At 43.1% G+C, this 21,073-nt stretch carries 36 protein-coding genes and 4 tRNA genes; 3 read left to right on the top strand and 37 right to left on the bottom strand.

Annotated elements, in window-relative coordinates; translation table 11 throughout:
* The first annotated feature begins 19 nt into the window (after positions 1 to 19).
* Complete coding sequence (gene trkA / locus LG402_RS00805) at positions 20 to 1,396, top strand: Trk system potassium transporter TrkA (RefSeq protein ID WP_036933204.1); 1,377 nt, start codon at positions 20 to 22, stop codon at positions 1,394 to 1,396.
* Between the two features lie 115 nt (positions 1,397 to 1,511).
* Positions 1,512 to 1,919, top strand: coding sequence for a large-conductance mechanosensitive channel protein MscL (gene mscL, locus LG402_RS00800; RefSeq protein ID WP_023583476.1), 408 nt, complete (start codon positions 1,512 to 1,514; stop codon positions 1,917 to 1,919).
* 3 nt (positions 1,920 to 1,922) lie between these two features.
* On the opposite strand, the gene LG402_RS00795 is transcribed toward mscL, so the two are convergent.
* The 37 genes from LG402_RS00795 to LG402_RS00615 all read right to left on the bottom strand — a co-directional run bounded on the left by LG402_RS00795 (position 1,923) and on the right by LG402_RS00615 (position 19,584).
* Positions 1,923 to 2,129 carry an alternative ribosome-rescue factor A gene (locus tag LG402_RS00795; RefSeq protein WP_072071080.1) on the bottom strand — a complete coding sequence of 69 codons (207 nt, stop codon included), beginning with the start codon at positions 2,127 to 2,129 and terminating at the stop codon, positions 1,923 to 1,925.
* Between the two features lie 51 nt (positions 2,130 to 2,180).
* Entirely contained in the window at positions 2,181 to 2,594 is a 414-nt protein-coding gene (gene zntR / locus LG402_RS00790) for a Zn(2+)-responsive transcriptional regulator (RefSeq protein ID WP_069368787.1), read from the bottom strand.
* A gap of 273 nt (positions 2,595 to 2,867) precedes the next feature.
* Positions 2,868 to 3,254, bottom strand: a complete 387-nt coding sequence (gene rplQ, locus LG402_RS00785; protein ID WP_004246940.1) for a 50S ribosomal protein L17 — start codon at positions 3,252 to 3,254, stop codon at positions 2,868 to 2,870.
* 37 nt (positions 3,255 to 3,291) lie between these two features.
* On the bottom strand, positions 3,292 to 4,281 hold the full coding sequence (locus LG402_RS00780; protein ID WP_006535513.1) for a DNA-directed RNA polymerase subunit alpha: 990 nt from the start codon (positions 4,279 to 4,281) through the stop codon (positions 3,292 to 3,294).
* 25 nt (positions 4,282 to 4,306) lie between these two features.
* Positions 4,307 to 4,927 (bottom strand): 30S ribosomal protein S4, encoded by a 621-nt coding sequence (gene rpsD, locus LG402_RS00775; RefSeq protein ID WP_004246942.1) that lies wholly within the window; start codon positions 4,925 to 4,927, stop codon positions 4,307 to 4,309.
* Between the two features lie 36 nt (positions 4,928 to 4,963).
* The gene (gene rpsK / locus LG402_RS00770) at positions 4,964 to 5,353 is read right to left on the bottom strand and encodes a 30S ribosomal protein S11 (RefSeq protein ID WP_002919257.1); all 390 of its coding nucleotides are present in this window, start codon (positions 5,351 to 5,353) and stop codon (positions 4,964 to 4,966) included.
* A gap of 16 nt (positions 5,354 to 5,369) precedes the next feature.
* Positions 5,370 to 5,726: a 30S ribosomal protein S13 gene (gene rpsM, locus LG402_RS00765; protein ID WP_036914623.1), complete on the bottom strand. Its 357-nt coding sequence runs from the start codon at positions 5,724 to 5,726 to the stop codon at positions 5,370 to 5,372.
* A gap of 146 nt (positions 5,727 to 5,872) precedes the next feature.
* A complete protein-coding gene (rpmJ, locus tag LG402_RS00760) occupies positions 5,873 to 5,989 on the bottom strand; it encodes a 50S ribosomal protein L36 (RefSeq protein ID WP_071788572.1) in 117 nt (38 codons plus the stop codon).
* 42 nt (positions 5,990 to 6,031) lie between these two features.
* Positions 6,032 to 7,354: a preprotein translocase subunit SecY gene (gene secY, locus LG402_RS00755; RefSeq protein WP_006535510.1), complete on the bottom strand. Its 1,323-nt coding sequence runs from the start codon at positions 7,352 to 7,354 to the stop codon at positions 6,032 to 6,034.
* A 7-nt stretch (positions 7,355 to 7,361) separates the two neighbouring features.
* Positions 7,362 to 7,796, bottom strand: coding sequence for a 50S ribosomal protein L15 (gene rplO / locus LG402_RS00750; protein WP_004246944.1), 435 nt, complete (start codon positions 7,794 to 7,796; stop codon positions 7,362 to 7,364).
* A gap of 3 nt (positions 7,797 to 7,799) precedes the next feature.
* Positions 7,800 to 7,979 (bottom strand): 50S ribosomal protein L30, encoded by a 180-nt coding sequence (rpmD, locus tag LG402_RS00745; RefSeq protein WP_166539178.1) that lies wholly within the window; start codon positions 7,977 to 7,979, stop codon positions 7,800 to 7,802.
* A gap of 5 nt (positions 7,980 to 7,984) precedes the next feature.
* Entirely contained in the window at positions 7,985 to 8,485 is a 501-nt protein-coding gene (rpsE, locus tag LG402_RS00740) for a 30S ribosomal protein S5 (protein WP_023583472.1), read from the bottom strand.
* 14 nt (positions 8,486 to 8,499) lie between these two features.
* Positions 8,500 to 8,853 (bottom strand): 50S ribosomal protein L18, encoded by a 354-nt coding sequence (gene rplR, locus LG402_RS00735; RefSeq protein ID WP_023583471.1) that lies wholly within the window; start codon positions 8,851 to 8,853, stop codon positions 8,500 to 8,502.
* Between the two features lie 9 nt (positions 8,854 to 8,862).
* Positions 8,863 to 9,396, bottom strand: coding sequence for a 50S ribosomal protein L6 (rplF, locus tag LG402_RS00730; RefSeq protein ID WP_036933221.1), 534 nt, complete (start codon positions 9,394 to 9,396; stop codon positions 8,863 to 8,865).
* Positions 9,397 to 9,410: 14 nt separating this feature from the next.
* The gene (gene rpsH, locus LG402_RS00725; RefSeq protein ID WP_100158931.1) at positions 9,411 to 9,803 is read right to left on the bottom strand and encodes a 30S ribosomal protein S8; all 393 of its coding nucleotides are present in this window, start codon (positions 9,801 to 9,803) and stop codon (positions 9,411 to 9,413) included.
* Positions 9,804 to 9,835: 32 nt separating this feature from the next.
* Positions 9,836 to 10,141: a 30S ribosomal protein S14 gene (rpsN, locus tag LG402_RS00720; RefSeq protein ID WP_006535503.1), complete on the bottom strand. Its 306-nt coding sequence runs from the start codon at positions 10,139 to 10,141 to the stop codon at positions 9,836 to 9,838.
* Between the two features lie 12 nt (positions 10,142 to 10,153).
* Positions 10,154 to 10,693 (bottom strand): 50S ribosomal protein L5, encoded by a 540-nt coding sequence (rplE, locus tag LG402_RS00715; protein WP_166539177.1) that lies wholly within the window; start codon positions 10,691 to 10,693, stop codon positions 10,154 to 10,156.
* Between the two features lie 13 nt (positions 10,694 to 10,706).
* Positions 10,707 to 11,021 (bottom strand): 50S ribosomal protein L24, encoded by a 315-nt coding sequence (rplX, locus tag LG402_RS00710; RefSeq protein WP_166539176.1) that lies wholly within the window; start codon positions 11,019 to 11,021, stop codon positions 10,707 to 10,709.
* A gap of 10 nt (positions 11,022 to 11,031) precedes the next feature.
* Entirely contained in the window at positions 11,032 to 11,403 is a 372-nt protein-coding gene (gene rplN, locus LG402_RS00705; RefSeq protein WP_047961675.1) for a 50S ribosomal protein L14, read from the bottom strand.
* A gap of 176 nt (positions 11,404 to 11,579) precedes the next feature.
* Positions 11,580 to 11,834, bottom strand: coding sequence for a 30S ribosomal protein S17 (rpsQ, locus tag LG402_RS00700; protein ID WP_023583468.1), 255 nt, complete (start codon positions 11,832 to 11,834; stop codon positions 11,580 to 11,582).
* Complete coding sequence (gene rpmC, locus LG402_RS00695) at positions 11,834 to 12,025, bottom strand: 50S ribosomal protein L29 (protein WP_064718511.1); 192 nt, start codon at positions 12,023 to 12,025, stop codon at positions 11,834 to 11,836. Before rpmC ends, rpsQ begins: the two co-directional genes overlap by 1 nt.
* A complete protein-coding gene (gene rplP / locus LG402_RS00690; protein WP_006535500.1) occupies positions 12,025 to 12,435 on the bottom strand; it encodes a 50S ribosomal protein L16 in 411 nt (136 codons plus the stop codon). The genes rpmC and rplP overlap by 1 nt, the downstream gene beginning before the upstream one ends.
* A gap of 12 nt (positions 12,436 to 12,447) precedes the next feature.
* A complete protein-coding gene (gene rpsC / locus LG402_RS00685) occupies positions 12,448 to 13,152 on the bottom strand; it encodes a 30S ribosomal protein S3 (protein WP_166539175.1) in 705 nt (234 codons plus the stop codon).
* Between the two features lie 17 nt (positions 13,153 to 13,169).
* On the bottom strand, positions 13,170 to 13,502 hold the full coding sequence (gene rplV / locus LG402_RS00680) for a 50S ribosomal protein L22 (protein ID WP_006535498.1): 333 nt from the start codon (positions 13,500 to 13,502) through the stop codon (positions 13,170 to 13,172).
* Positions 13,503 to 13,516: 14 nt separating this feature from the next.
* A complete protein-coding gene (rpsS, locus tag LG402_RS00675) occupies positions 13,517 to 13,795 on the bottom strand; it encodes a 30S ribosomal protein S19 (RefSeq protein ID WP_004246960.1) in 279 nt (92 codons plus the stop codon).
* Positions 13,796 to 13,809: 14 nt separating this feature from the next.
* Positions 13,810 to 14,634 carry a 50S ribosomal protein L2 gene (gene rplB, locus LG402_RS00670; RefSeq protein ID WP_006535497.1) on the bottom strand — a complete coding sequence of 275 codons (825 nt, stop codon included), beginning with the start codon at positions 14,632 to 14,634 and terminating at the stop codon, positions 13,810 to 13,812.
* Positions 14,635 to 14,653: 19 nt separating this feature from the next.
* A complete protein-coding gene (rplW, locus tag LG402_RS00665) occupies positions 14,654 to 14,956 on the bottom strand; it encodes a 50S ribosomal protein L23 (RefSeq protein WP_004246962.1) in 303 nt (100 codons plus the stop codon).
* Positions 14,953 to 15,558: a 50S ribosomal protein L4 gene (gene rplD, locus LG402_RS00660; protein ID WP_023583466.1), complete on the bottom strand. Its 606-nt coding sequence runs from the start codon at positions 15,556 to 15,558 to the stop codon at positions 14,953 to 14,955. The genes rplW and rplD overlap by 4 nt, the downstream gene beginning before the upstream one ends.
* 16 nt (positions 15,559 to 15,574) lie before the next feature.
* A complete protein-coding gene (gene rplC / locus LG402_RS00655; RefSeq protein WP_023583465.1) occupies positions 15,575 to 16,204 on the bottom strand; it encodes a 50S ribosomal protein L3 in 630 nt (209 codons plus the stop codon).
* Positions 16,205 to 16,236: 32 nt separating this feature from the next.
* Positions 16,237 to 16,548, bottom strand: coding sequence for a 30S ribosomal protein S10 (rpsJ, locus tag LG402_RS00650; protein ID WP_001181005.1), 312 nt, complete (start codon positions 16,546 to 16,548; stop codon positions 16,237 to 16,239).
* 348 nt (positions 16,549 to 16,896) lie between these two features.
* A complete protein-coding gene (bfr, locus tag LG402_RS00645) occupies positions 16,897 to 17,370 on the bottom strand; it encodes a bacterioferritin (protein ID WP_109410208.1) in 474 nt (157 codons plus the stop codon).
* 77 nt (positions 17,371 to 17,447) lie between these two features.
* Complete coding sequence (bfd, locus tag LG402_RS00640; protein ID WP_166539174.1) at positions 17,448 to 17,645, bottom strand: bacterioferritin-associated ferredoxin; 198 nt, start codon at positions 17,643 to 17,645, stop codon at positions 17,448 to 17,450.
* Positions 17,646 to 17,866: 221 nt separating this feature from the next.
* Positions 17,867 to 19,051 carry an elongation factor Tu gene (tuf, locus tag LG402_RS00635; RefSeq protein ID WP_166539077.1) on the bottom strand — a complete coding sequence of 395 codons (1,185 nt, stop codon included), beginning with the start codon at positions 19,049 to 19,051 and terminating at the stop codon, positions 17,867 to 17,869.
* Positions 19,052 to 19,172: 121 nt separating this feature from the next.
* Positions 19,173 to 19,248, bottom strand: a tRNA-Thr gene (locus tag LG402_RS00630).
* Positions 19,249 to 19,253: 5 nt separating this feature from the next.
* A tRNA-Gly gene (locus LG402_RS00625) sits at positions 19,254 to 19,328 on the bottom strand.
* Positions 19,329 to 19,410: 82 nt separating this feature from the next.
* A tRNA-Tyr gene (locus LG402_RS00620) sits at positions 19,411 to 19,495 on the bottom strand.
* Between the two features lie 13 nt (positions 19,496 to 19,508).
* A tRNA-Thr gene (locus LG402_RS00615) sits at positions 19,509 to 19,584 on the bottom strand.
* 436 nt (positions 19,585 to 20,020) lie between these two features.
* Between LG402_RS00615 and coaA the strand changes: the two genes are divergently transcribed.
* Complete coding sequence (gene coaA / locus LG402_RS00610) at positions 20,021 to 20,968, top strand: type I pantothenate kinase (RefSeq protein ID WP_072071181.1); 948 nt, start codon at positions 20,021 to 20,023, stop codon at positions 20,966 to 20,968.
* The last annotated feature ends 105 nt before the right edge of the window (positions 20,969 to 21,073 follow it).

The following is a 21,073-nucleotide window of genomic DNA, read 5'->3' as shown; positions in this document are numbered from 1 at the left end:
AATACTCTGAGAAATTACGATGAAAATTATTATCTTAGGCGCTGGTCAAGTCGGTGGTACTCTCGCTGAAAATCTTGTCGGGGAGAATAATGATATTACTGTCGTTGATACTAATGCAGATCGTTTACGCCAACTTCAAGATAAATTCGATTTACGAGTAGTCAATGGGCATGGCTCTCACCCAAGGATCTTGAGAGAAGCAGGTGCGGAAGATGCTGATATGTTGGTTGCAGTTACCAACTCTGACGAAACCAACATGATAGCGTGCCAAGTTGCCTATACCTTGTTTAATACACCAAATAAAGTTGCACGTATACGTGCTTCAGAATTTGTTCGAGAAGCAGATAAACTATTTTTACCTGAAGCTATTCCCATTGATTATTTAATATCACCAGAACATTTAGTTATTGATTATATTTATAAACTTATTCAATACCCTGGCGCGTTACAAGTGGTCAATTTTGCAGAAGGCCAAGTCAGTATCGTTGCCGTCAAAGCCTATTATGGTGGATCCCTTGTTGGTAATGCTTTATCAACATTACGAGATCATATGCCACATATTGATACTCGTGTTGCTGCAATTTTTCGTCAAGATAGGCCTATTCGTCCTCAAGGCTCCACTATCATAGAAGCTGGAGATGAGGTCTTTTTTGTTGTCGCATCTCAGCATATTCGTGCTGTAATGAGTGAATTACAACGATTAGAAAAACCATATAAACGCATTATGATTGTGGGTGGTGGTAATGTGGGGGCAGGTTTAGCAGCAAGATTGGAAAAAGATTATAGCGTCAAACTTATTGAACATAATCAACAGCGTGCAACAGAACTAGCTGAACTTCTTCATGACACAATTGTTTTTTATGGTGATGCATCAGACCAAGAGCTTCTTGCAGAAGAACATATAGAACAAATCGATGTCTTTATCGCGCTGACTAATGATGATGAAGCAAACATTATGTCTGCTATGTTAGCAAAAAGAATGGGAGCAAAAAAAGCAATGGTCCTCATTCAGCGCAGTGCTTATGTTGATTTAGTTCAAGGTGGCGTTATTGATATTGCAATTTCACCACAGCAAGCAACTATTTCTGCACTTTTAGGTCATGTTCGCAAAGCGGATATTGTTAGTGTTTCATCATTACGCCGCGGTGTTGCTGAAGCAATTGAAGCTGTAGCTCACGGTGATGAGAATACATCAAAAGTTGTTGGTCGTCGTATACAAGATATCAAACTGCCACCAGGTACTATTATTGGGGCAATTGTCAGAAATGAAGATGTCATTATTGCAAATGCAAGCCACTCTATAGAACAGGGCGATCATGTGATTATGTTTATCACAGATAAAAAATATGTTCCTGAAGTTGAAAAGCTTTTCCAACCTAGTCCATTTTTCTTATAACGATTACGTAGAAATAAGAATAATAGTGATTGTTACTTATAATGGTCTACTATTATCATGTTAGATACTATATTTTTACATAATAAATCTATACTTAGATAAATAAGGGGTGGTTATGTCTTTTTTCAAAGAGTTTCGTGAATTTGCAATGAAAGGCAACGTTGTTGACATGGCTGTCGGTGTCATCATTGGTGCAGCTTTCGGTAAGATTGTTTCATCACTGGTTGCAGATATCATCATGCCACCACTAGGACTATTAATTGGTGGTATTGATTTTAAACAGTTTAGCCTTGTATTAAGAGATGCAAGTGGGGATGTTCCAGCCGTTGTACTAAATTACGGTATGTTTATTCAAACTGTTTTCGACTTTGCTATTGTTGCATTTGCTATTTTCTGTGCGATTAAATTAATTAACAAAACACGCCGTCAAGCAGAAGAAGCCCCGAAAGCACCACCTGCCCCATCGGCCGAAGAAACTCTATTAACAGAGATCCGCGATTTATTAAAAAATCAGCAGAAATAAAAACTAAAAGGCCAGTGATAACAATTGAAAGAATCTTTTGTTATCACTGGCCTCCCAGTTACCCTTCTTGTTATGTTTCGCTTTTCTCATAAAACTACCTTTCCCTTTCTTATTCTTTTCTACACGTTGTCTAAATAAAGGATCGTGAACCAACGCAGCTAAAGCATTATCTTTAATAACACCTTTTTGGTGCTGATATTTGCTAGACATAAAAACCTCTTAAATTGTTAAAGAACATAAAAAAATAATACGATACAGATATTATTGCTTTGTAGCTCCAGATTCAAGTATTTCTAGAATTGAACAATATGTACTCTCATGAGCACTACCACAACACGCATTACTCAACATCTTTAATGAATCTCGCATTCGCTCCATCTCTTTCAAGCGAATTTCAACTTCAGCTAGTCTTGCATCAACAATATGCTTTGATTCAACACAAGTATGATGGGCAGGATCAACACGAATAGAAAGGAGTTCAGTAATAGCATCTAATGTAAAACCCAACTCTTTTGCATAACGAATAAAACGTAAACGTTGGAGATCTTGCTCAGTATATAGGCGATAACCACCTTCTGTGCGTCTATCATGATCCATCAATCCTTGTTTTTCATAAAACCGGATTGTATCTGTTGTTACATTTGCTAATTTTGCAACCTGCCCAATACGATACATGGACCATCCTCCATTGTTAATTATGAATAAGCATAGCAAATAACCAAAAGAATAGAATTGAAATATAGTGCGAAGCTTATATTACAAAATAGCAGTATGGTGAAACAGCAGAAAATAAATATGATACAACACAAAAGAAAGTAAAGAGGAATGCAAAAATAAAATATAAAAAGAGAAACCTTTATATCTTGTGAATAGCGTTTTCCAATAGATATAAAAAAACCGGATTAAAAAATCCGGTCTTTTTATTCGCTTCACTAAATAATAATTAAATTATTCAGCTGCTGCTTCTGTTTCAGAATCAGCACGGTCAACAAGCTCAATGTAAGCCATTGGAGCGTTGTCACCAGCACGGAAGCCACACTTCAGAATACGAGTGTAACCACCTGCACGGCTCGCAAAACGCGGACCTAATACTGTAAACAGTTTTGCCACGACTTCGTTATCACGAGTACGGGCGAATGCCAGACGACGATTAGCTACGCTGTCGGTCTTGGCAAGAGTAATCAGCGGCTCAACGACGCGACGCAGTTCTTTCGCTTTAGGCAAAGTTGTCTTGATTATCTCATGACGAACTAAAGAACCTGCCATGTTACGAAACATAGCCTGACGATGGCTGCTGTTGCGGTTCAATTGACGACCACTCTTACGATGGCGCATGACCTTATCCTTCTCAGTAAAACCTTAACCTGTGATCTTATTCATCAGCGATACTTGCAGGTGGCCAATTCTCAAGGCGCATACCCAGAGATAGACCACGCGACGCCAGTACGTCTTTAATCTCAGTAAGAGATTTCTTACCAAGGTTAGGCGTCTTAAGTAATTCAACTTCAGTACGCTGTACCAGATCACCGATGTAGTGGATTGCTTCTGCCTTCAGACAGTTAGCAGAGCGGACAGTCAATTCAAGATCGTCTACTGGGCGCAGTAAGATAGGATCGAATTCTGGCTTCTCTTCTTTAACTTCTGGCTGACGAACATCACGTAAGTCAACAAAAGCTTCAAGCTGTTCAGCCAGGATAGTCGCTGCACGGCGAATCGATTCTTCTGGATCGATAGTACCGTTAGTTTCCATCTCGATTACCAGCTTATCCAAGTCGGTACGCTGTTCAACACGAGCTGCTTCCACATTATAAGCAATACGCTCAACTGGGCTATAGCACGCGTCTACTAAAAGGCGACCGATAGGGCGCTCATCTTCTTCCGAATGAATTCGGGCAGAAGCCGGCACATAACCACGACCACGCTGAACTTTGATACGCATATTAATAGATGCGTTTTCGTCTGTAAGGTGGCAGATAACGTGCTGCGGCTTGACGATTTCGACATCACCGTCATGGATGATATCGGCTGCAATAACAGGGCCAATGCCAGATTTGCTCAAAGTAAGAATAACTTCATCTTTACCATGAACTTTTACCGCCAACCCCTTAAGGTTGAGCAGTATTTCTAGGATATCTTCCTGAACACCTTCTTTGGTGCTGTACTCATGCAGTACACCATCAATCTCAACCTCTGTTACCGCACAACCCGGCATAGACGAAAGCAGAATACGGCGCAGTGCGTTACCAAGAGTATGGCCGAAGCCTCGCTCTAATGGCTCAAGGGTCACCTTGGCGTGCGTCGAACTGACTTGCTCGATATCAACCAGGCGCGGTTTTAGAAACTCTGTCACAGAACCCTGCATTGTGTCCTCTCTTTGGTGCTAAGCCTTACTTGGAGTAAAGCTCGACGATCAGGTGCTCGTTAATGTCAGCAGACAAGTCAGTACGTTCAGGAATACGTTTGAACACACCTTCCATCTTAGCAGCATCAACTTCCAGCCATGTTGGCTTTTCACGCTGTTCAGCCAGCTCTAAAGCAGCCTTGATACGAGACTGTTTTTTCGATTTTTCACGAACGCTGACTACGTCATTCGGGGAAACCTGATAAGAAGCAATGTTAACCACGCGACCATTTACCATGATTGCTTTATGGCTAACCATCTGACGTGCTTCTGCGCGAGTTGCGCCAAAGCCCATACGATAAACAACGTTATCCAGACGACCTTCCAGCAGAGTCAGCAGGTTTTCACCTGTGTTGCCTTTCAGACGAGTTGCTTCTTTATAGTAGTTACGGAATTGACGTTCTAGAACACCGTAAATACGACGTACTTTTTGTTTTTCACGTAACTGAACACCGTAATCAGAAAGACGCGGTTTACGTGCGCCGTGCTGACCTGGTGCTTGTTCCAGTTTACACTTGGTGTCAATCGCCCGAACGCCAGATTTTAGAAATAAATCTGTACCTTCACGGCGGCTCAGCTTGAGCTTAGGACCCAAATATCTTGCCATTTTCTTTCTCCAACTTTCCTAAAAACGAAAACGTTATTAAACGCGACGTTTTTTCGGTGGACGACAACCGTTATGAGGAATCGGAGTCACATCAGTAATATTAGTGATGCGGAAACCAGCCGCGTTTAATGCACGGATAGTTGACTCACGACCAGGACCAGGTCCTTTAACCATAACTTCCAAGTTCTTAATTCCGTACTCTTTAACAGCTTCAGCGCAACGTTCTGCTGCAACCTGAGCCGCGAACGGAGTAGATTTACGAGAACCACGGAAACCGGAACCACCGGCAGTAGCCCAACCCAATGCGTTACCTTGACGATCGGTAATAGTAACGATTGTGTTGTTGAAAGAAGCATGGATATGAGCCACACCGTCAGAGACTTGTTTTCTTACACGCTTACGTGCACGAATAGGTGCTTTTGCCATTGTTCAAATACCCCGATTATTTCTTGATCGGCTTACGCGGACCCTTACGGGTACGTGCGTTAGTCTTAGTACGCTGACCGCGAACTGGTAGACCACGACGATGACGTAAACCACGGTAAGTACCAAGATCCATCAGACGTTTGATGCTCAGGGTAACTTCACGACGCAGATCACCTTCTACAACGTATTTGGCAACTTCGTCACGCAGCTTGTCGATTTGCTCTTCAGACAGCTCACTGATCTTAACATTTTCAGCAATACCAGCAGCTACACAGATAGCCTGTGAGCGGGTCTTACCGATACCGTAAATCGAAGTTAATGCGATTACAGTATGTTTATGATCAGGAATGTTAATGCCTGCTATACGGGCCACTATGCACTCCTAAATTAGCATTTATACAGTACCATTCTGAAAAGCCCGTTTTCAGGATACTCAAACAATACTGTATATATTATAAAAGATTGGGCTGGCTAATTTAGCCAGCTCAACCGAACTTTGCAAGAAAAAAATGCAATAAATTAGCCTTGACGCTGTTTATGCTTAGGCTCGACGCTGCAAATTACACGCACGTGACCGTGACGTCTAACAATTTTGCAGTTACGGCACATTTTCTTGACGGAAGCACGAACTTTCATTTTTACTCTCCGTAACTTCTAAAACAAATCGCTTATCAGTAATTAACCTTTAAGATTTGCTTTTTTCAATGCAGACTCATACTGACTTGACATCAGGAGGGTTTGCACTTGAGCCATAAAATCCATGATGACCACAACCACGATTAAGAGGGAAGTACCACCAAAATAGAAAGGTACTTTCATTGCGTCACGCATGAACTCCGGGATGAGACAGATAAAGGTAATATACAAGGCACCGATTAAGGTTAAACGAGTCATTACTTTATCTATATATTTAGCCGTCTGCTCTCCCGGGCGAATTCCTGGTACAAATGCACCGGACTTCTTCAGGTTATCTGCCGTTTCTCTTGGGTTGAAAACCAACGCCGTATAGAAGAAACAGAAGAATATGATTGCAGCAGCGTATAGTAACACATAAATAGGTTGACCAGGCTGTAGATTTAAAGAAATCGTCGTCAGCCAACCCCACCCTGTACCATCGCCAAACCAAGAGGTTATTGTACCAGGAAACAGGATAATACTTGAAGCAAAAATTGCTGGTATAACACCCGCCATATTTACTTTAAGTGGTAGATGTGTACTTTGTGCCGCGTATATTCTACGCCCTTGTTGACGTTTTGCATAGTTAACAACGATACGACGTTGTCCTCTTTCTACAAAAACAACAAAGAAAGTAACCGCGAACACCAATACTGCAACCAACAATAACAGGAGGAAGTGCAGTTCGCCTTGCCGTGCCTGCTCGATGGTTTGACCAATGGCAGGCGGAAGACCTGCAACGATACCCGCAAAAATAATGATTGAGATACCGTTACCAATACCACGTTCAGTGATTTGCTCACCTAACCACATTAGGAACATTGTCCCAGTGACTAAGCTCACAACAGCCGTAATATAGAATGGTAGACCTGGATTAATTACCAGACCTTGCATTCCTGGCATATTCGGTAAGCCTGTTGCGATACCAATTGATTGGAATATCGCCAGCACCAAAGTACCATAACGGGTATATTGGCTGATCTTACGACGACCGGCCTCCCCTTCCTTCTTAATCTCTGCTAACCGAGGGTTAACCACTGATAAAAGTTGGATAATAATCGATGCCGAAATATAAGGCATGATACCCAGCGCAAAGATAGAAGCACGGCTAAGAGCACCACCAGAGAACATGTTAAACATTTCAATGATGGTGCCTTTTTGCTGATCGAGCAATTTGGCAAGCACAGTGGCATCAATACCAGGGATAGGAATAAAAGAGCCAATCCTAAAGACAATTAGTGCACCAAGAACAAACAAAAGTCTGCGTTTTAGTTCACCAACACCACCTTTAGCACTCTGAAAATCTAAACCTGGTTGTTTAGCCATCTGTCACTTATTCCTCAATTTTACCGCCAGCTGATTCGATTGCTGCACGGGCACCTTTGGTAACACGCAGACCACGAATAGTCACTGCACGGTTAACCTCGCCAGACAGAATTAATTTTGCAAATTCAATCTGTGGGCCAACAACGTTTGCGGCTTTCAGTGCATTCAGATCGATTACATCGCCTTCAACGTAAGCTAAATCAGACAGGCGGATTTCCGCAGTCACGAAAGATTTACGTGAAGTAAAACCAAATTTTGGTAAACGACGATATAAAGGCATCTGGCCGCCTTCAAAACCACGACGTACGCCACCGCCAGAACGAGACTTCTGACCCTTGTGACCACGTCCGCCAGTTTTACCTAAGCCAGAACCAATACCACGACCTACACGTTTAGGCGCATGCTTGGCACCTTCAGCCGGAGACAGAGTATTTAAACGCATCTCTTACTCCTCAACTTTAACCATATAGGAAACCAAGTTGATCATACCGCGAACTGCTGGTGTATCTTCGCGTTCTACAGTGTGACCGATGCGACGCAGTCCTAAACCAACCATTGTTGCCTTATGTTTTGGCAAACGGCCGATTGTGCTACGTATTTGAGTAATTTTAATAGTCTTAGCCATGGTCATTACCCCAGAATTTCTTCAACGGATTTACCACGCTTAGCTGCGACCATATCTGGAGACTTCATGCTATCTAAAGCGTCCAGTGTTGCACGAACCACGTTAATCGGGTTTGTGGAACCATAGGTTTTAGCCAGTACGTTACGAACGCCAGCCACTTCTAGAACTGCACGCATTGCACCACCTGCGATGATACCAGTACCTTCGTGAGCAGGCTGCATAAATACGCGAGATCCTGTGTGGGTACCTTTTACAGGGTGGAACAGAGTACCGTTGTTTAAAGCGACGGTTTTCATATTGCGACGGGCTTTTTCCATCGCTTTCTGGATTGCTGCCGGAACTTCGCGAGCTTTGCCATATCCAAAACCAACGCGGCCATTACCATCACCAACTACTGTAAGAGCGGTGAAGCTAAATATACGACCACCTTTGACGGTTTTAGATACGCGGTTTACCGCGATCAGCTTTTCCTGCAGTTCGCCAGCTTGTTTCTCGATGTGAGCCATCTTACACTCCTACCTTAGAACTGAAGGCCAGCTTCACGGGCAGCATCTGCCAGTGCCTGGACTCGACCATGATATTGGAAACCGGAACGGTCAAATGATACTACTTTGATACCTTTTTCCAGAGCGCGTTCAGCAACGATTTTACCAACTACTGCTGCTGCTTCTTTGTTTCCAGTGTTTTTCAGTTGCTCAATGATGGCTTTTTCTGTAGTAGAAGCGGCCACCAATGTTTCAGAACCGTTTGGTGCAATAACCTGCGCATAAATATGGCGAGGGGTACGGTGTACCACCAGGCGAGTCGCACCCAATTCTTGGAGCTTACGGCGTGCGCGGGTCGCACGACGGATACGAGCTGCTTTCTTATCCATAGTGTTACCTTACTTCTTCTTAGCCTCTTTGATACGCACAACTTCGTCGGCGTAACGAATACCTTTACCTTTATAAGGCTCAGGGCGACGGTAAGCACGCAGTTCAGCTGCTACTTGACCAATCACTTGCTTATCCGCACCTTTCAGTACGATTTCAGTTTGTGTTGGGCATTCAGCTGTGATGCCTGCTGGCAGTTGGTGTTCCACTGGATGTGAAAAACCTACTGATAAGTTAACCGCATTGCCTTTAATAGACGCACGATAACCTACACCTACCAGTTGCAGTTTTTTAGTGAAGCCTTCGGTAACACCTACAACCATAGCATTTAACAGAGAACGAGTAGTACCCGCCTGTGCCCATGCATCAGCAAAACCATCGCGAGGTGCGAAAGTTAACTGGTTGTCAGCATGTTGAATTTCAACTGCATTATGGATAGTACGAGTTAGCTCGCCGTTTTTACCCTTAATCGTAATAACCTGACCGTTGAGTTTAACCTCTACGCCGGCAGGAATGACGACGGGTGCTTTTGCCACACGAGACATTCTTTCCTCCCGAATTAAGCTACGTAGCAGATAATCTCGCCACCAAGACCTGCTTGGCGAGCTGCACGATCAGTCATAACACCTTTTGAGGTAGAAACAACAGCGATGCCCAGTCCTGCCATAACATTTGGCAGCTCATCTTTTCTTTTATAGATGCGCAGACTTGGACGGCTTACGCGCTGAATGCTTTCTACTACAGCCTTACCTTGGAAATATTTTAAAGTGATTTCCAGTTCTGGCTTAGTGTCGCCTTCAATTTTAAAATCTTCAATATAACCTTCTTCCTTAAGCACGTTGGCAATCGCCACTTTCAGCTTGGAGGAAGGCATTGTGACCGCAACTTTATTCGCGGCCTGACCGTTACGGATACGGGTCAGCATATCCGCGATGGGATCTTGCATGCTCATCTGTCTTTACTCCCGTGATTCAATTATGGTAATTACCAGCTAGCCTTTCTAAGGCCCGGGATTTCACCGCGCATAGCGGCTTCACGGACTTTAATACGGCTGAGACCAAATTTCCGCAGAAAACCGTGCGGACGTCCAGTTTGACGGCAGCGGTTACGCTGACGTGAAGGACTTGAATCACGTGGCATAGTTTGCAGTTTCAGAACAGCATTCCAACGATCTTCATCAGATACATTCACATCTGAAACGATAGCTTTCAGTTCTGCGCGTTTTGCGAAGAATTTCTCAGCTAAATTCGCACGTTTTACATCACGTGCTTTCATAGATTTCTTAGCCATGAATGCCCTGCCTTACTTGCGGAACGGGAAGTTAAACGCTGCTAACAGTGCGCGACCTTCATCATCTGATTTCGCAGTCGTAGTAATGGTAATATCCAAACCACGAACACGATCCACTTTATCGTAATCGATTTCAGGGAAGATGATTTGCTCACGTACGCCCATGCTGTAGTTACCACGTCCATCAAATGACTTAGCGGATAAACCACGGAAGTCACGAATACGAGGTACAGCAATAGAGATCAGGCGTTCAAAGAACTCCCACATGCGTTCGCCACGCAGGGTCACTTTACAGCCGATCGGATAGCCCTGACGGATTTTGAAGCCTGCAACAGATTTGCGTGCTTTGGTGATCAAAGGTTTTTGACCTGAGATTGCTGCTAAATCAGCTGCTGCATTATCCAGCAGTTTTTTATCAACAATCGCTTCACCAACACCCATATTCAGGGTGATCTTCTCGACCCGAGGGACTTGCATGACAGAATGGTAACCAAACTGAGACATCAGTTGTTGGACCACCTCGCCTTTGTAGTAATCATGCAGTTTCGCCATCGTATACTCCAAATTACTTGATAGTTTCTTTATTAGACTTGAAGAAACGAACTTTTTTGCCGTCTTCAAATCTAAAACCTACACGGTCAGCCTTACCGGTTGCCGCATTGAAGATTGCAACGTTAGAAACTTGAATAAAAGCTTCTTTTTCAACGATGCCACCTGGTTGATTCAGAGCCGGAACTGGCTTCTGATGTTTTTTAACCAGATTGATACCTTCAACGATAACTTTACCAGAAGAAAGAACCTGTTTTACTTTACCGCGCTTACCTTTATCTTTACCAGTAAGAACGATAACTTCGTCTTCACGACGGATTTTCGCTGCCATTGCCTGCTCCTTAGAGTACTTCAGGTGCCAGAGAGATTATTTTCATAAACTTCTCATTACGAAGTTCACGAGTAACCGGCCCAAAAATACGCGTACCAATAACTTGCTCGCTGTTGTTGTTTAACAATACACAAGCGTTGCTATCGAAGCGAATGACAGAACCGTCAGGGCGACGAACACCCTTCTTGGTGCGCACCACTACCGCTTTCAGTACATCACCTTTCTTAACTTTACCACGTGGAATTGCTTCCTTGATGGTAATTTTGATGATGTCACCTACATTTGCGTAGCGACGGTGCGAGCCACCTAGAACCTTGATACACATTACGCGACGTGCACCGGAGTTGTCGGCCACGTTCAGCATAGTCTGTTCTTGGATCATTTTAGTGCTCCGCTAAATGTCAACTACTACTGAGCCACTTCCACATTAGAAGAGGCCGTTCAATATCCCATAATACGAGGGAGCGGCATTATAACACCACATTCTCGATATGGACAGAAAAAATAAACGGCTCGTTCAGTTTTGAGCCGTTTATTTCGTACGAAAAGGCTATTTTATTACAGAACAGCTTTTTCTACAACGCGAACTAACGCCCAAGACTTAGTCTTAGACAGTGGACGTGTTTGACGAATTTCAACTACGTCACCAATTCCACATTCGTTGTTCTCGTCATGTACATGCAGTTTGGTCGTACGACGGATAAACTTACCATATAATGGGTGTTTAACCATACGATCGATAGCAACGACAATAGATTTTTCCATTTTGTCACTAACTACACGACCTTGCAGAGTACGGATTTTATCGGTCATTACGCACCCGCCTTCTCAGTCAGTAAAGTCTTAACGCGTGCGATATTACGACGCACTTGTTTCAACAGATGAGACTGTTGTAACTGACCACTTGCAGTCTGCATACGCAGATTAAACTGCTCACGCAGTAAGTTCAGCAGTTCTGTGTTCAGCTCTTCAACGCTCTTTTCGCGCAGCTCTTTTGCTTTCATTACATCACCGTCTTAGTTACAAAGGTGGTTTTGATAGGCAGTTTTGCTGCCGCCAGCTTGAATGCTTCACGGGCCAGTTCTTCAGGCACACCATCCATTTCATACAGGACTTTACCTGGCTGGATTAAGGCAACCCAATACTCAACGTTACCTTTACCTTTACCCATACGGACTTCGAGCGGCTTTTCAGTGATTGGTTTGTCTGGGAACACACGGATCCAGATTTTACCCTGACGCTTAACTGCACGGGTCATTGCACGACGTGCCGCTTCGATCTGACGTGCAGTCAGACGACCACGGCCCACAGCTTTAAGACCGTAAGTCCCGAAGCTTACATCCGCACCAGCAGCTAAGCCACGGTTGCGGCCTTTGTGCACTTTACGGAATTTTGTACGCTTTGGTTGTAACATCAGCGACTCTCCTTACTTGCGGCCTTTACGCTGCTGCTTTTTAGGTTGAGCTGCCGGTTGTTTTTCCGCCAGTTCAACTGCAGCCATACCACCCAGGATCTCACCTTTGAAGATCCATACCTTAACGCCGAGCACACCATAAGTGGTTTGTGCTTCTGAGGTATTGTAGTCGATATCTGCACGCAAAGTGTGCAGAGGTACTCGACCTTCACGATACCATTCAGTACGAGCGATTTCAGCGCCACCTAAGCGACCACTTACTTCCACTTTAATACCTTTAGCGCCCAAACGCATTGCGTTCTGTACTGCACGCTTCATAGCACGACGGAACATAACGCGACGTTCCAGCTGTGAAGTGATGCTGTCAGCAACTAATTTTGCGTCTAGTTCAGGTTTACGTACTTCGGCGATATTAATTTGCGCAGGAACGCCAGCGATATCCGCTACGTGCTTACGCAGTTTTTCAACATCTTCACCTTTTTTACCGATAACGATGCCTGGACGAGCAGTGTGAATAGTCACACGGATGCTTTTCGCAGGACGTTCGATAACGATACGAGATACAGATGCTTTAGCCAGTTCTTTAGTTAAGTACTGACGTACTTTAAAGTCGCTGTCTAGGTTGTCAGCGAATTCATTGGTACCCGCATACCATGTGGAATTCCAAGGCTTGACAATGCCAAGGCGGATACCATTAGGATGTACTTTTTGACCCATTGCTAGTCTCCAGAGTCTCAGCGATCAGACACAACCACAGTGATGTGGCTGGTGCGCTTCAGAATACGATCTGCACGGCCTTTTGCACGAGGCATAATGCGCTTCATAGAAGGACCTTCGTCAACAAAGATCTTAGCTACTTTCAGATCATCAATGTCAGCGCCATCGTTGTGTTCTGCATTAGCAATAGCAGACTCCAGTACTTTCTTCACTAAACCAGCAGCTTTCTTGTTGGTAAAGGTTAAAATTTCCAGAGCTTGCGACACTTTCTTACCGCGAATCAGGTCAGCTACTAAGCGAACCTTCTGAGCAGAAGAACGAGCGTGGCGATGCATAGCGATAGTTTCCATCTCTTCCTCCTACCTTATTTTTTCTTAGCCTTTTTATCGGCTGCATGACCGCGATAAGTACGGGTCGGCGCGAATTCACCCAGTTTGTGACCAACCATTTCGTCGGAAACGTAAACTGGAACATGCTGACGACCATTATGGACAGCGATGGTCAAACCGATCATGTTAGGAAAGATCGTTGAACGACGGGACCAAGTCTTAACAGGCTTTTTGTCACCGCTTTCCACCGCTTTCTCTACCTTCTTCAGCAAGTGCAGGTCAATGAAAGGACCTTTCTTGAGAGAACGTGGCATGGCTTATCCTCTAATTATTTCTTAGTACGACGATGAACGATGAAATGTTCAGTGCGTTTGTTTTTACGGGTCTTCTTACCTTTAGTTTGAACGCCCCAAGGTGTTACAGGGTGTTTACCAAAGTTACGACCTTCACCACCACCATGTGGGTGATCGACTGGGTTCATCGCAGTACCGCGAACGGTAGGACGAATACCACGCCAGCGACTTGCACCAGCTTTACCCAGAACGCGTAACATGTGCTCAGAGTTGCCAACTTCACCGATAGTTGCACGGCAATCAGAAGGAACTTTACGCATTTCACCAGAACGCAGACGAATAGTGACATAAGCACCATCACGAGCAACGATCTGAACGTAAGTACCAGCTGAACGAGCTAACTGACCACCTTTACCTGGTTTCATTTCTACGTTATGAACTGTAGAACCAACCGGGATATTACGCATTGGTAAGGTGTTACCCGCTTTGATAGCAGCATCAACGCCAGACTGAACTTTATCACCCGCTTTCAGGCCTTTTGGAGCCAGAATGTAGCGACGTTCACCATCAGCATACAGCACTAAAGCGATATTAGCTGAACGGTTTGGATCATATTCCAGACGTTCTACTGTTGCAGGGATACCATCTTTGTTGCGTTTGAAGTCAACAATACGGTAAGCCTGTTTGTGACCACCACCAATATGACGGGTAGTGATACGACCATTGTTGTTACGACCACCGGACTTGCTGTTTTTTTCCAGCAATGGCGCATAAGGTTTCCCTTTATGCAGCTCAGGGTTTACCACTTTAACTACGTGGCGACGGCCCGGAGACGTAGGTTTACATTTAACAATTGCCATTGTTCTTTACTCCTCCGACTTACTCAGCGCCGCCGACGAAGTCCAGATTCTGGCCTTCCTTCAGGGTGACGTAAGCTTTTTTCCAGTCGCTACGACGACCAATACGCTGACCGTGACGTTTCACTTTGCCTTTCATCAGCAGAGTGTTAACACTTTCAACTTCGACTTCAAACAGTTTTTGTACAGCTGCTTTAATCTCTGCTTTGGTCGCGTCTTTAGCAACTTTGAGAACGATGGTGTTTGATTTTTCCATCGCGATAGAAGCTTTTTCAGATACATGCGGCGCGCGCAGTACTTTCAGCAGACGTTCTTCACGGATCATGCCAGCATCTCCTCAACTTGCTTCACAGCGTCAGCAGTCATGACGACTTTGTCGAAGGCGATTAAGCTAACAGGGTCGATTGTTGCTGCATCACGTACGTCAACTTTATATAAGTTGCGCGCTGCTAAATACAGATTCTCATCTACATCAGCAGTGATGATCAGAACATCTTCCAGAGCCATATCTTTCAGTTTCTGTGCTAAAAGCTTAGTTTTAGGCGCTTCAACAGAGAACTTCTCTACGACGATCAGACGATCTTGACGTACCAGTTCAGACAGAATGCTCTTCAGAGCACCGCGGTACATCTTTTTATTTACTTTTTGACTGTGGTCCTGTGGTTTAGCTGCGAAGCTAACACCACCAGAGCGCCAAATTGGGCTCTTGATTGAACCTGAACGTGCACGACCTGTACCTTTCTGTCTCCAAGGCTTTTTGCCTGAACCAGAAACTTCAGCACGGGTTTTCTGAGCACGAGTACCTTGACGAGCACCAGCAGCGTATGCAACGACTACTTGGTGCACAAGCGCTTCGTTAAAGTCACGCCCGAAGGTAGTTTCGGAAACAGTCAGCGCGCCTTGCGCGTCTTTCATTACCAATTCCATTCCTATCTCCTCGACGTTACGCCTTGACAGCTGGTTTAACGATCAGGTCACTGCCAGTTGCACCTGGAACAGCACCTTTGACCAGCAGCAGGTTGCGCTCAGCGTCAACACGTACTACTTCCAGGCTCTGAACGGTAACTTGTTCGTTACCCAGTTGACCTGCCATTTTCTTGCCTTTGAACACCTTACCCGGAGTCTGGTTCTGACCGATAGAACCCGGAACACGGTGAGACAAGGAGTTACCGTGGGTAGCATCTTGAGTACGGAAGTTCCAGCGCTTTACAGTACCAGCAAAACCTTTACCTTTAGATGTTCCAGTAACGTCGACTTTTTTAACGTCAGCGAAAATTTCTACGCTAATGCTTTGACCTACAGTGTATTCTTCGCCTTCGTTCAGACGGAATTCACGTAGTAAGCGGCCAGCTTCGACACCAGCTTTAGCAAAATGACCTGCTTCAGGTTTCAGTACACGGTTAGCTTTTTTGCTACCAGTAGTCACCTGAATGGCACGATAACCGTCTTTCTCCAGATCTCTGACCTGAGTAACACGGTTGTTTTCAATTTCGATAACGGTTACAGGGATTGAAACGCCATCTTCAGTGAAGATACGAGTCATTCCTACTTTCTTACCGACTAAACCAATCATTGTTTCAACCTCTCAATCGCTTGATGACCTGATTAACCTAGGCTGATCTGCACGTCTACGCCGGCAGCCAGATCCAGACGCATCAGAGCATCAACGGTTTTCTCGGTTGGCTCAACGATGTCAACCAGACGTTTGTGAGTGCGAATTTCATACTGATCACGCGCATCTTTATTAACGTGCGGAGAAATCAACACTGTGAAACGCTCTTTGCGAGTCGGCAGTGGGATTGGACCACGAACTTGCGCACCAGTGCGCTTAGCAGTCTCTACGATTTCCGCAGTTGATTGATCAATCAGACGATGATCAAAAGCTTTCAGGCGGATACGGATTCTTTGGTTCTGCATGAGACCAGAGCTCCAACTATTTTTTATAAACGTAAATGATCACTACTCGTACCCATTTCGATTGATGAGAGAGTGTAATCGTTCTGCATATAACTCCCCAATTGGGAGTATTATATTTAATGCAATAAAAAATCTGCATTAGCTGATTAATCAGCCCCACTAAATCAGTGAGCCTGCGCATTATACTTGCCTGAGTGATGAAATCAAGCCAAGAATAAAAAATCATCGATAAAAATAAGTTTTATTATTTAAAAAATGAAAAAAGCAAAGGCAATCCTCATTCCCTTTGCTTTAAATGGATTTGTAAATATTGTCGATAAGAGAAAATTGATACCTTTTTATTGAGGACTATTCTTCAATAATCTGAGCTTGTAAGTAATTTTGAAGCCCCATACGTTCAATTAACTCAAGCTGAGTTTCAATCCAATCAATATGCCCTTCTTCATCAGTTAAAATTTCTAACATTAAATCTCGACTCACATAGTCATGAATAGAATCAGCATACGCTATTGCTTCACGTAAATCTTTGGCACCACCAAGTTCTAATTCAAGATCAGAACGTAGCATCTCTTCAACGTCTTCACCGATATTTAGTTTGCCTAAATCTTGTAAGTTAGGAAGACCCTCTAGAAATAAAATACGCTCAATATATTTATCAGCATGTTTCATTTCATCGATAGATTCATGGTATTCCATTTCATTGAGACGAGTTAGCCCCCAATTTTTGAACATTCGGGCATGCAGGAAATACTGATTAATTGCAACAAGCTCACCACCTAATAATTTATTAAGGTGGGCTATCATTTTTTTATCACCTTTCATTTTTATGCTCCTTTGCTTCCAGTCTTTTTAGTGTAGACCTTTTATACAAAGTGGAGAGAAAGGAAATTTAAAATTTGTTATGCAACTTCAGAAATTTGAGGGTAAAGGACAGATTGCTCACTTTCAATGATTTGACGAGCTTGACGTACACACTTACCGCAACAACTGCCAACGGGCAAGATCTTACGTAATTCATTAATAGTGTGGATTTGATGTTTGTGTACTGTGGAGATAATTTTTTTATCACTCACACCATGACAGAGACAAACGTACATAATAGCAACCTCATTAACTACTCACGCATCGAATAGTAAATGATAACTATTATGATTTCAATTTCTATTTAACTTAGATGTTCTAATCTAATATAGAAACTAACATGATAATAAGAGAATAAGTTGAGGACTAGATTTAGCTAAGATAAAAAGCGCTATTTCTAAATATAAAAAAGGGCATCAACGATGCCCTTTCTCTATAACTTAAAGTAGGTTAGAGATTAACCTAATACTTTAGCAACAACGCCCGCACCTACTGTACGGCCACCTTCACGGATAGCGAAACGTAAACCGTCGTCCATCGCGATTGGGTGAATCAGATCAACGATCATATTGATGTTGTCACCTGGCATTACCATTTCTACGCCTTCTGGTAATTCGATAGTACCAGTTACGTCAGTTGTACGGAAGTAGAACTGTGGACGGTAGCCTTTGAAGAATGGTGTATGACGACCACCTTCATCTTTGCTCAGAATATAAACTTCTGATTCGAATTTAGTGTGTGGCTTGATTGAACCTGGTTTAGCCAGTACTTGTCCACGTTCGATTTCTTCACGTTTAGTACCACGCAGCAGAACACCTACGTTCTCACCTGCACGACCTTCGTCAAGTAATTTACGGAACATTTCAACGCCAGTACAAGTTGTTTTAACTGTTGGTTTGATACCAACGATTTCAACTTCTTCACCAACTTTAACAACACCACGCTCAACACGACCAGTTACTACTGTACCACGGCCTGAGATTGAGAATACGTCTTCGATTGGTAACAGGAATGGTTTGTCAATTGCACGCTCTGGTTCTGGGATGTATGAATCCAGTGCTTCTGCTAATTCAACAATTTTTGCTTCCCACTCAGCTTCGCCTTCCAGTGCTTTCAGCGCTGAACCACGGATTACTGGAGTGTCGTCACCTGGGAAATCGTATTGAGACAGAAGTTCACGAACTTCCATTTCTACTAATTCCAGTAACTCTTCATCATCTACCATGTCACATTTGTTCAGGAATACGATGATGTAAGGAACACCAACCTGACGACCTAACAGGATGTGCTCACGAGTTTGTGGCATTGGGCCATCAGTCGCAGCAACTACCAGGATAGCTCCGTCCATTTGCGCAGCACCAGTGATCATGTTTTTAACATAGTCGGCGTGACCTGGGCAGTCTACGTGTGCGTAGTGACGAGTTGGAGTATCGTATTCTACGTGTGAAGTAGAGATGGTGATACCACGAGCTTTTTCTTCTGGTGCGTTATCGATTTGATCGAATGCACGAGCAGCACCACCGTAAGTTTTAGCTAAAACTGTAGTGATTGCAGCAGTCAGAGTTGTTTTACCGTGGTCAACGTGGCCGATAGTACCAACGTTAACGTGCGGTTTTGAACGTTCAAATTTTTCTTTAGACATTTAAATTGTCCCTCTAAGACACGGAATCGGTGGTTACACCACATCAACCAAGCAGTAAGTAAATTAGCGATTTGCTATTGCTTGTTAAGATTTTATTCAGGGAGGCAAGAACATGAAGGAGTGGTGCTGATAGGCAGATTCGAACTGCCGACCTCACCCTTACCAAGGGTGCGCTCTACCAACTGAGCTATATCAGCACATCTGGAGCGGGCAGCGGGAATCGAACCCGCATCATCAGCTTGGAAGGCTGAGGTAATAGCCATTATACGATGCCCGCAGAACTCGGCTACCTGACTTAAAATCAGCTTTGTATTCTACTCAAGTGTTTACTATTTGAAAACACCTAAGTAAGGAATTAATGGTGGTGGGAGAAGGATTCGAACCTTCGAAGTCTGTGACGGCAGATTTACAGTCTGCTCCCTTTGGCCGCTTGGGTATCCCACCAACTAAATTTTAATGGTGCCGGCACCAAGAGTCGAACTCGGGACCTACTGATTACAAGTCAGTTGCTCTACCAACTGAGCTATGCCGGCTAAGTGGTGCGCATTCTAGGAGGACTTTCATCATGATGCAACAAAAAAATTGCGATATTTGTTCTTTTGCTTATATTTTGTTCGGTTTTGATTGAATTGTTGATTTTTTAGGAAAAAAACGACCAAAATGACAACAACAATTCAAGATAAATTCAAATTCTAATTTATCTTTCAAGCCCTAAATTTATTGCATTTAATAAATTTTTAGAAAAAAAATTAATTACGCACTCACTAGTCTACGCTAAAAAATAATTTCCATGTCTATTTTTTATACTTTTTTTGCAAATTTATTCAGTTCGCGTCAAAAAAAGTAGAAAAATTTTAAAAATATCTACGCCAATGAAGCATGACTCGTTATGATGCTGTTTATTTTTTATCGGATACGGGTGTTTTAAACAGCCTGTCCAACCTGCGAATACTAGGCAGATGTTGGCTTATGAATAACAAAGAACGCTTTATAACCCCTTATTTAGAATTTGACAGAAAGCACTGGGCAACGTTAAGAGACTCTGTTCCTTTAACGCTAACAGAAAAAGAAATTGCAGACTTAAAAGGAATTAACGAAGAAATTTCCATTGATGATGTTATTGAGATTTATCTTCCTCTTTCGAGATTACTCAATTTTTACATTAGCTCTAACCTACGCCGTCAAGCCGTCTTAGAGCAATTTCTTGGCACAAGAAGCGCTAAAATTCCATATATTATTGGTATCGCGGGTAGTGTTGCTGTTGGTAAAAGTACAACGGCTCGCTTGCTACAAGCACTTTTAACGCGTTGGCCAGAGCATCGTAAAGTAGATTTAATTACTACTGATGGTTTTCTTTTACCTAATGCAGAGTTAAAAAAACGCGGGATAATGAAGAAAAAAGGATTTCCTGAATCCTATGATATGCATAGCCTTGTCTCTTTCGTTTCTGATATAAAATCAGGTAAGAAACAAGTGACAGCGCCTGTCTATTCTCATTTAGTATATGACATCATTCCTGATAAGAAACAGGTTATTGAGCAACCTGATATTTTGATTCTTGAAGGATTGAATGTATTACAGAGCAATCAAGATTATCCGCATGATCCACATAATGTTTTTGTATCAGATTATGTAGATTTCTCTATTTATGTTGATGCAGAAGAAGAATTACTAAAACACTGGTATATCAGTCGCTTTTTGAAATTTAGAGAAGGGGCATTTACTGATCCTGAATCGTATTTTAATAATTATTCTAAATTAAGCAGAGAAGAATCTATAGAAATAGCCTCATCCATTTGGCAAGAAATTAATGGATTAAACTTAAAACAAAACATCTTGCCAACAAGAGAGAGAGCAAGTTTGATCTTAACCAAAGGCCATAATCATACAATTAGCAATGTTAGATTACGTAAATAAAACTGAACAATTATTCACTGATTTCTTCTAGTTCTAAATAGATTTAATAATATAAATACCAAAAAAGCTTTCCGATTAGAGAAAGCTTTTTCAATTTCAGACATT

Origin of the sequence: Proteus sp. NMG38-2 (assembly GCF_020640995.1) — a bacterium.
Lineage (GTDB): Bacteria > Pseudomonadota > Gammaproteobacteria > Enterobacterales > Enterobacteriaceae > Proteus.
The sequence above is the reverse complement of the archived record's forward strand: the minus strand, read 5'-3'. Positions and strand labels throughout refer to the sequence as shown.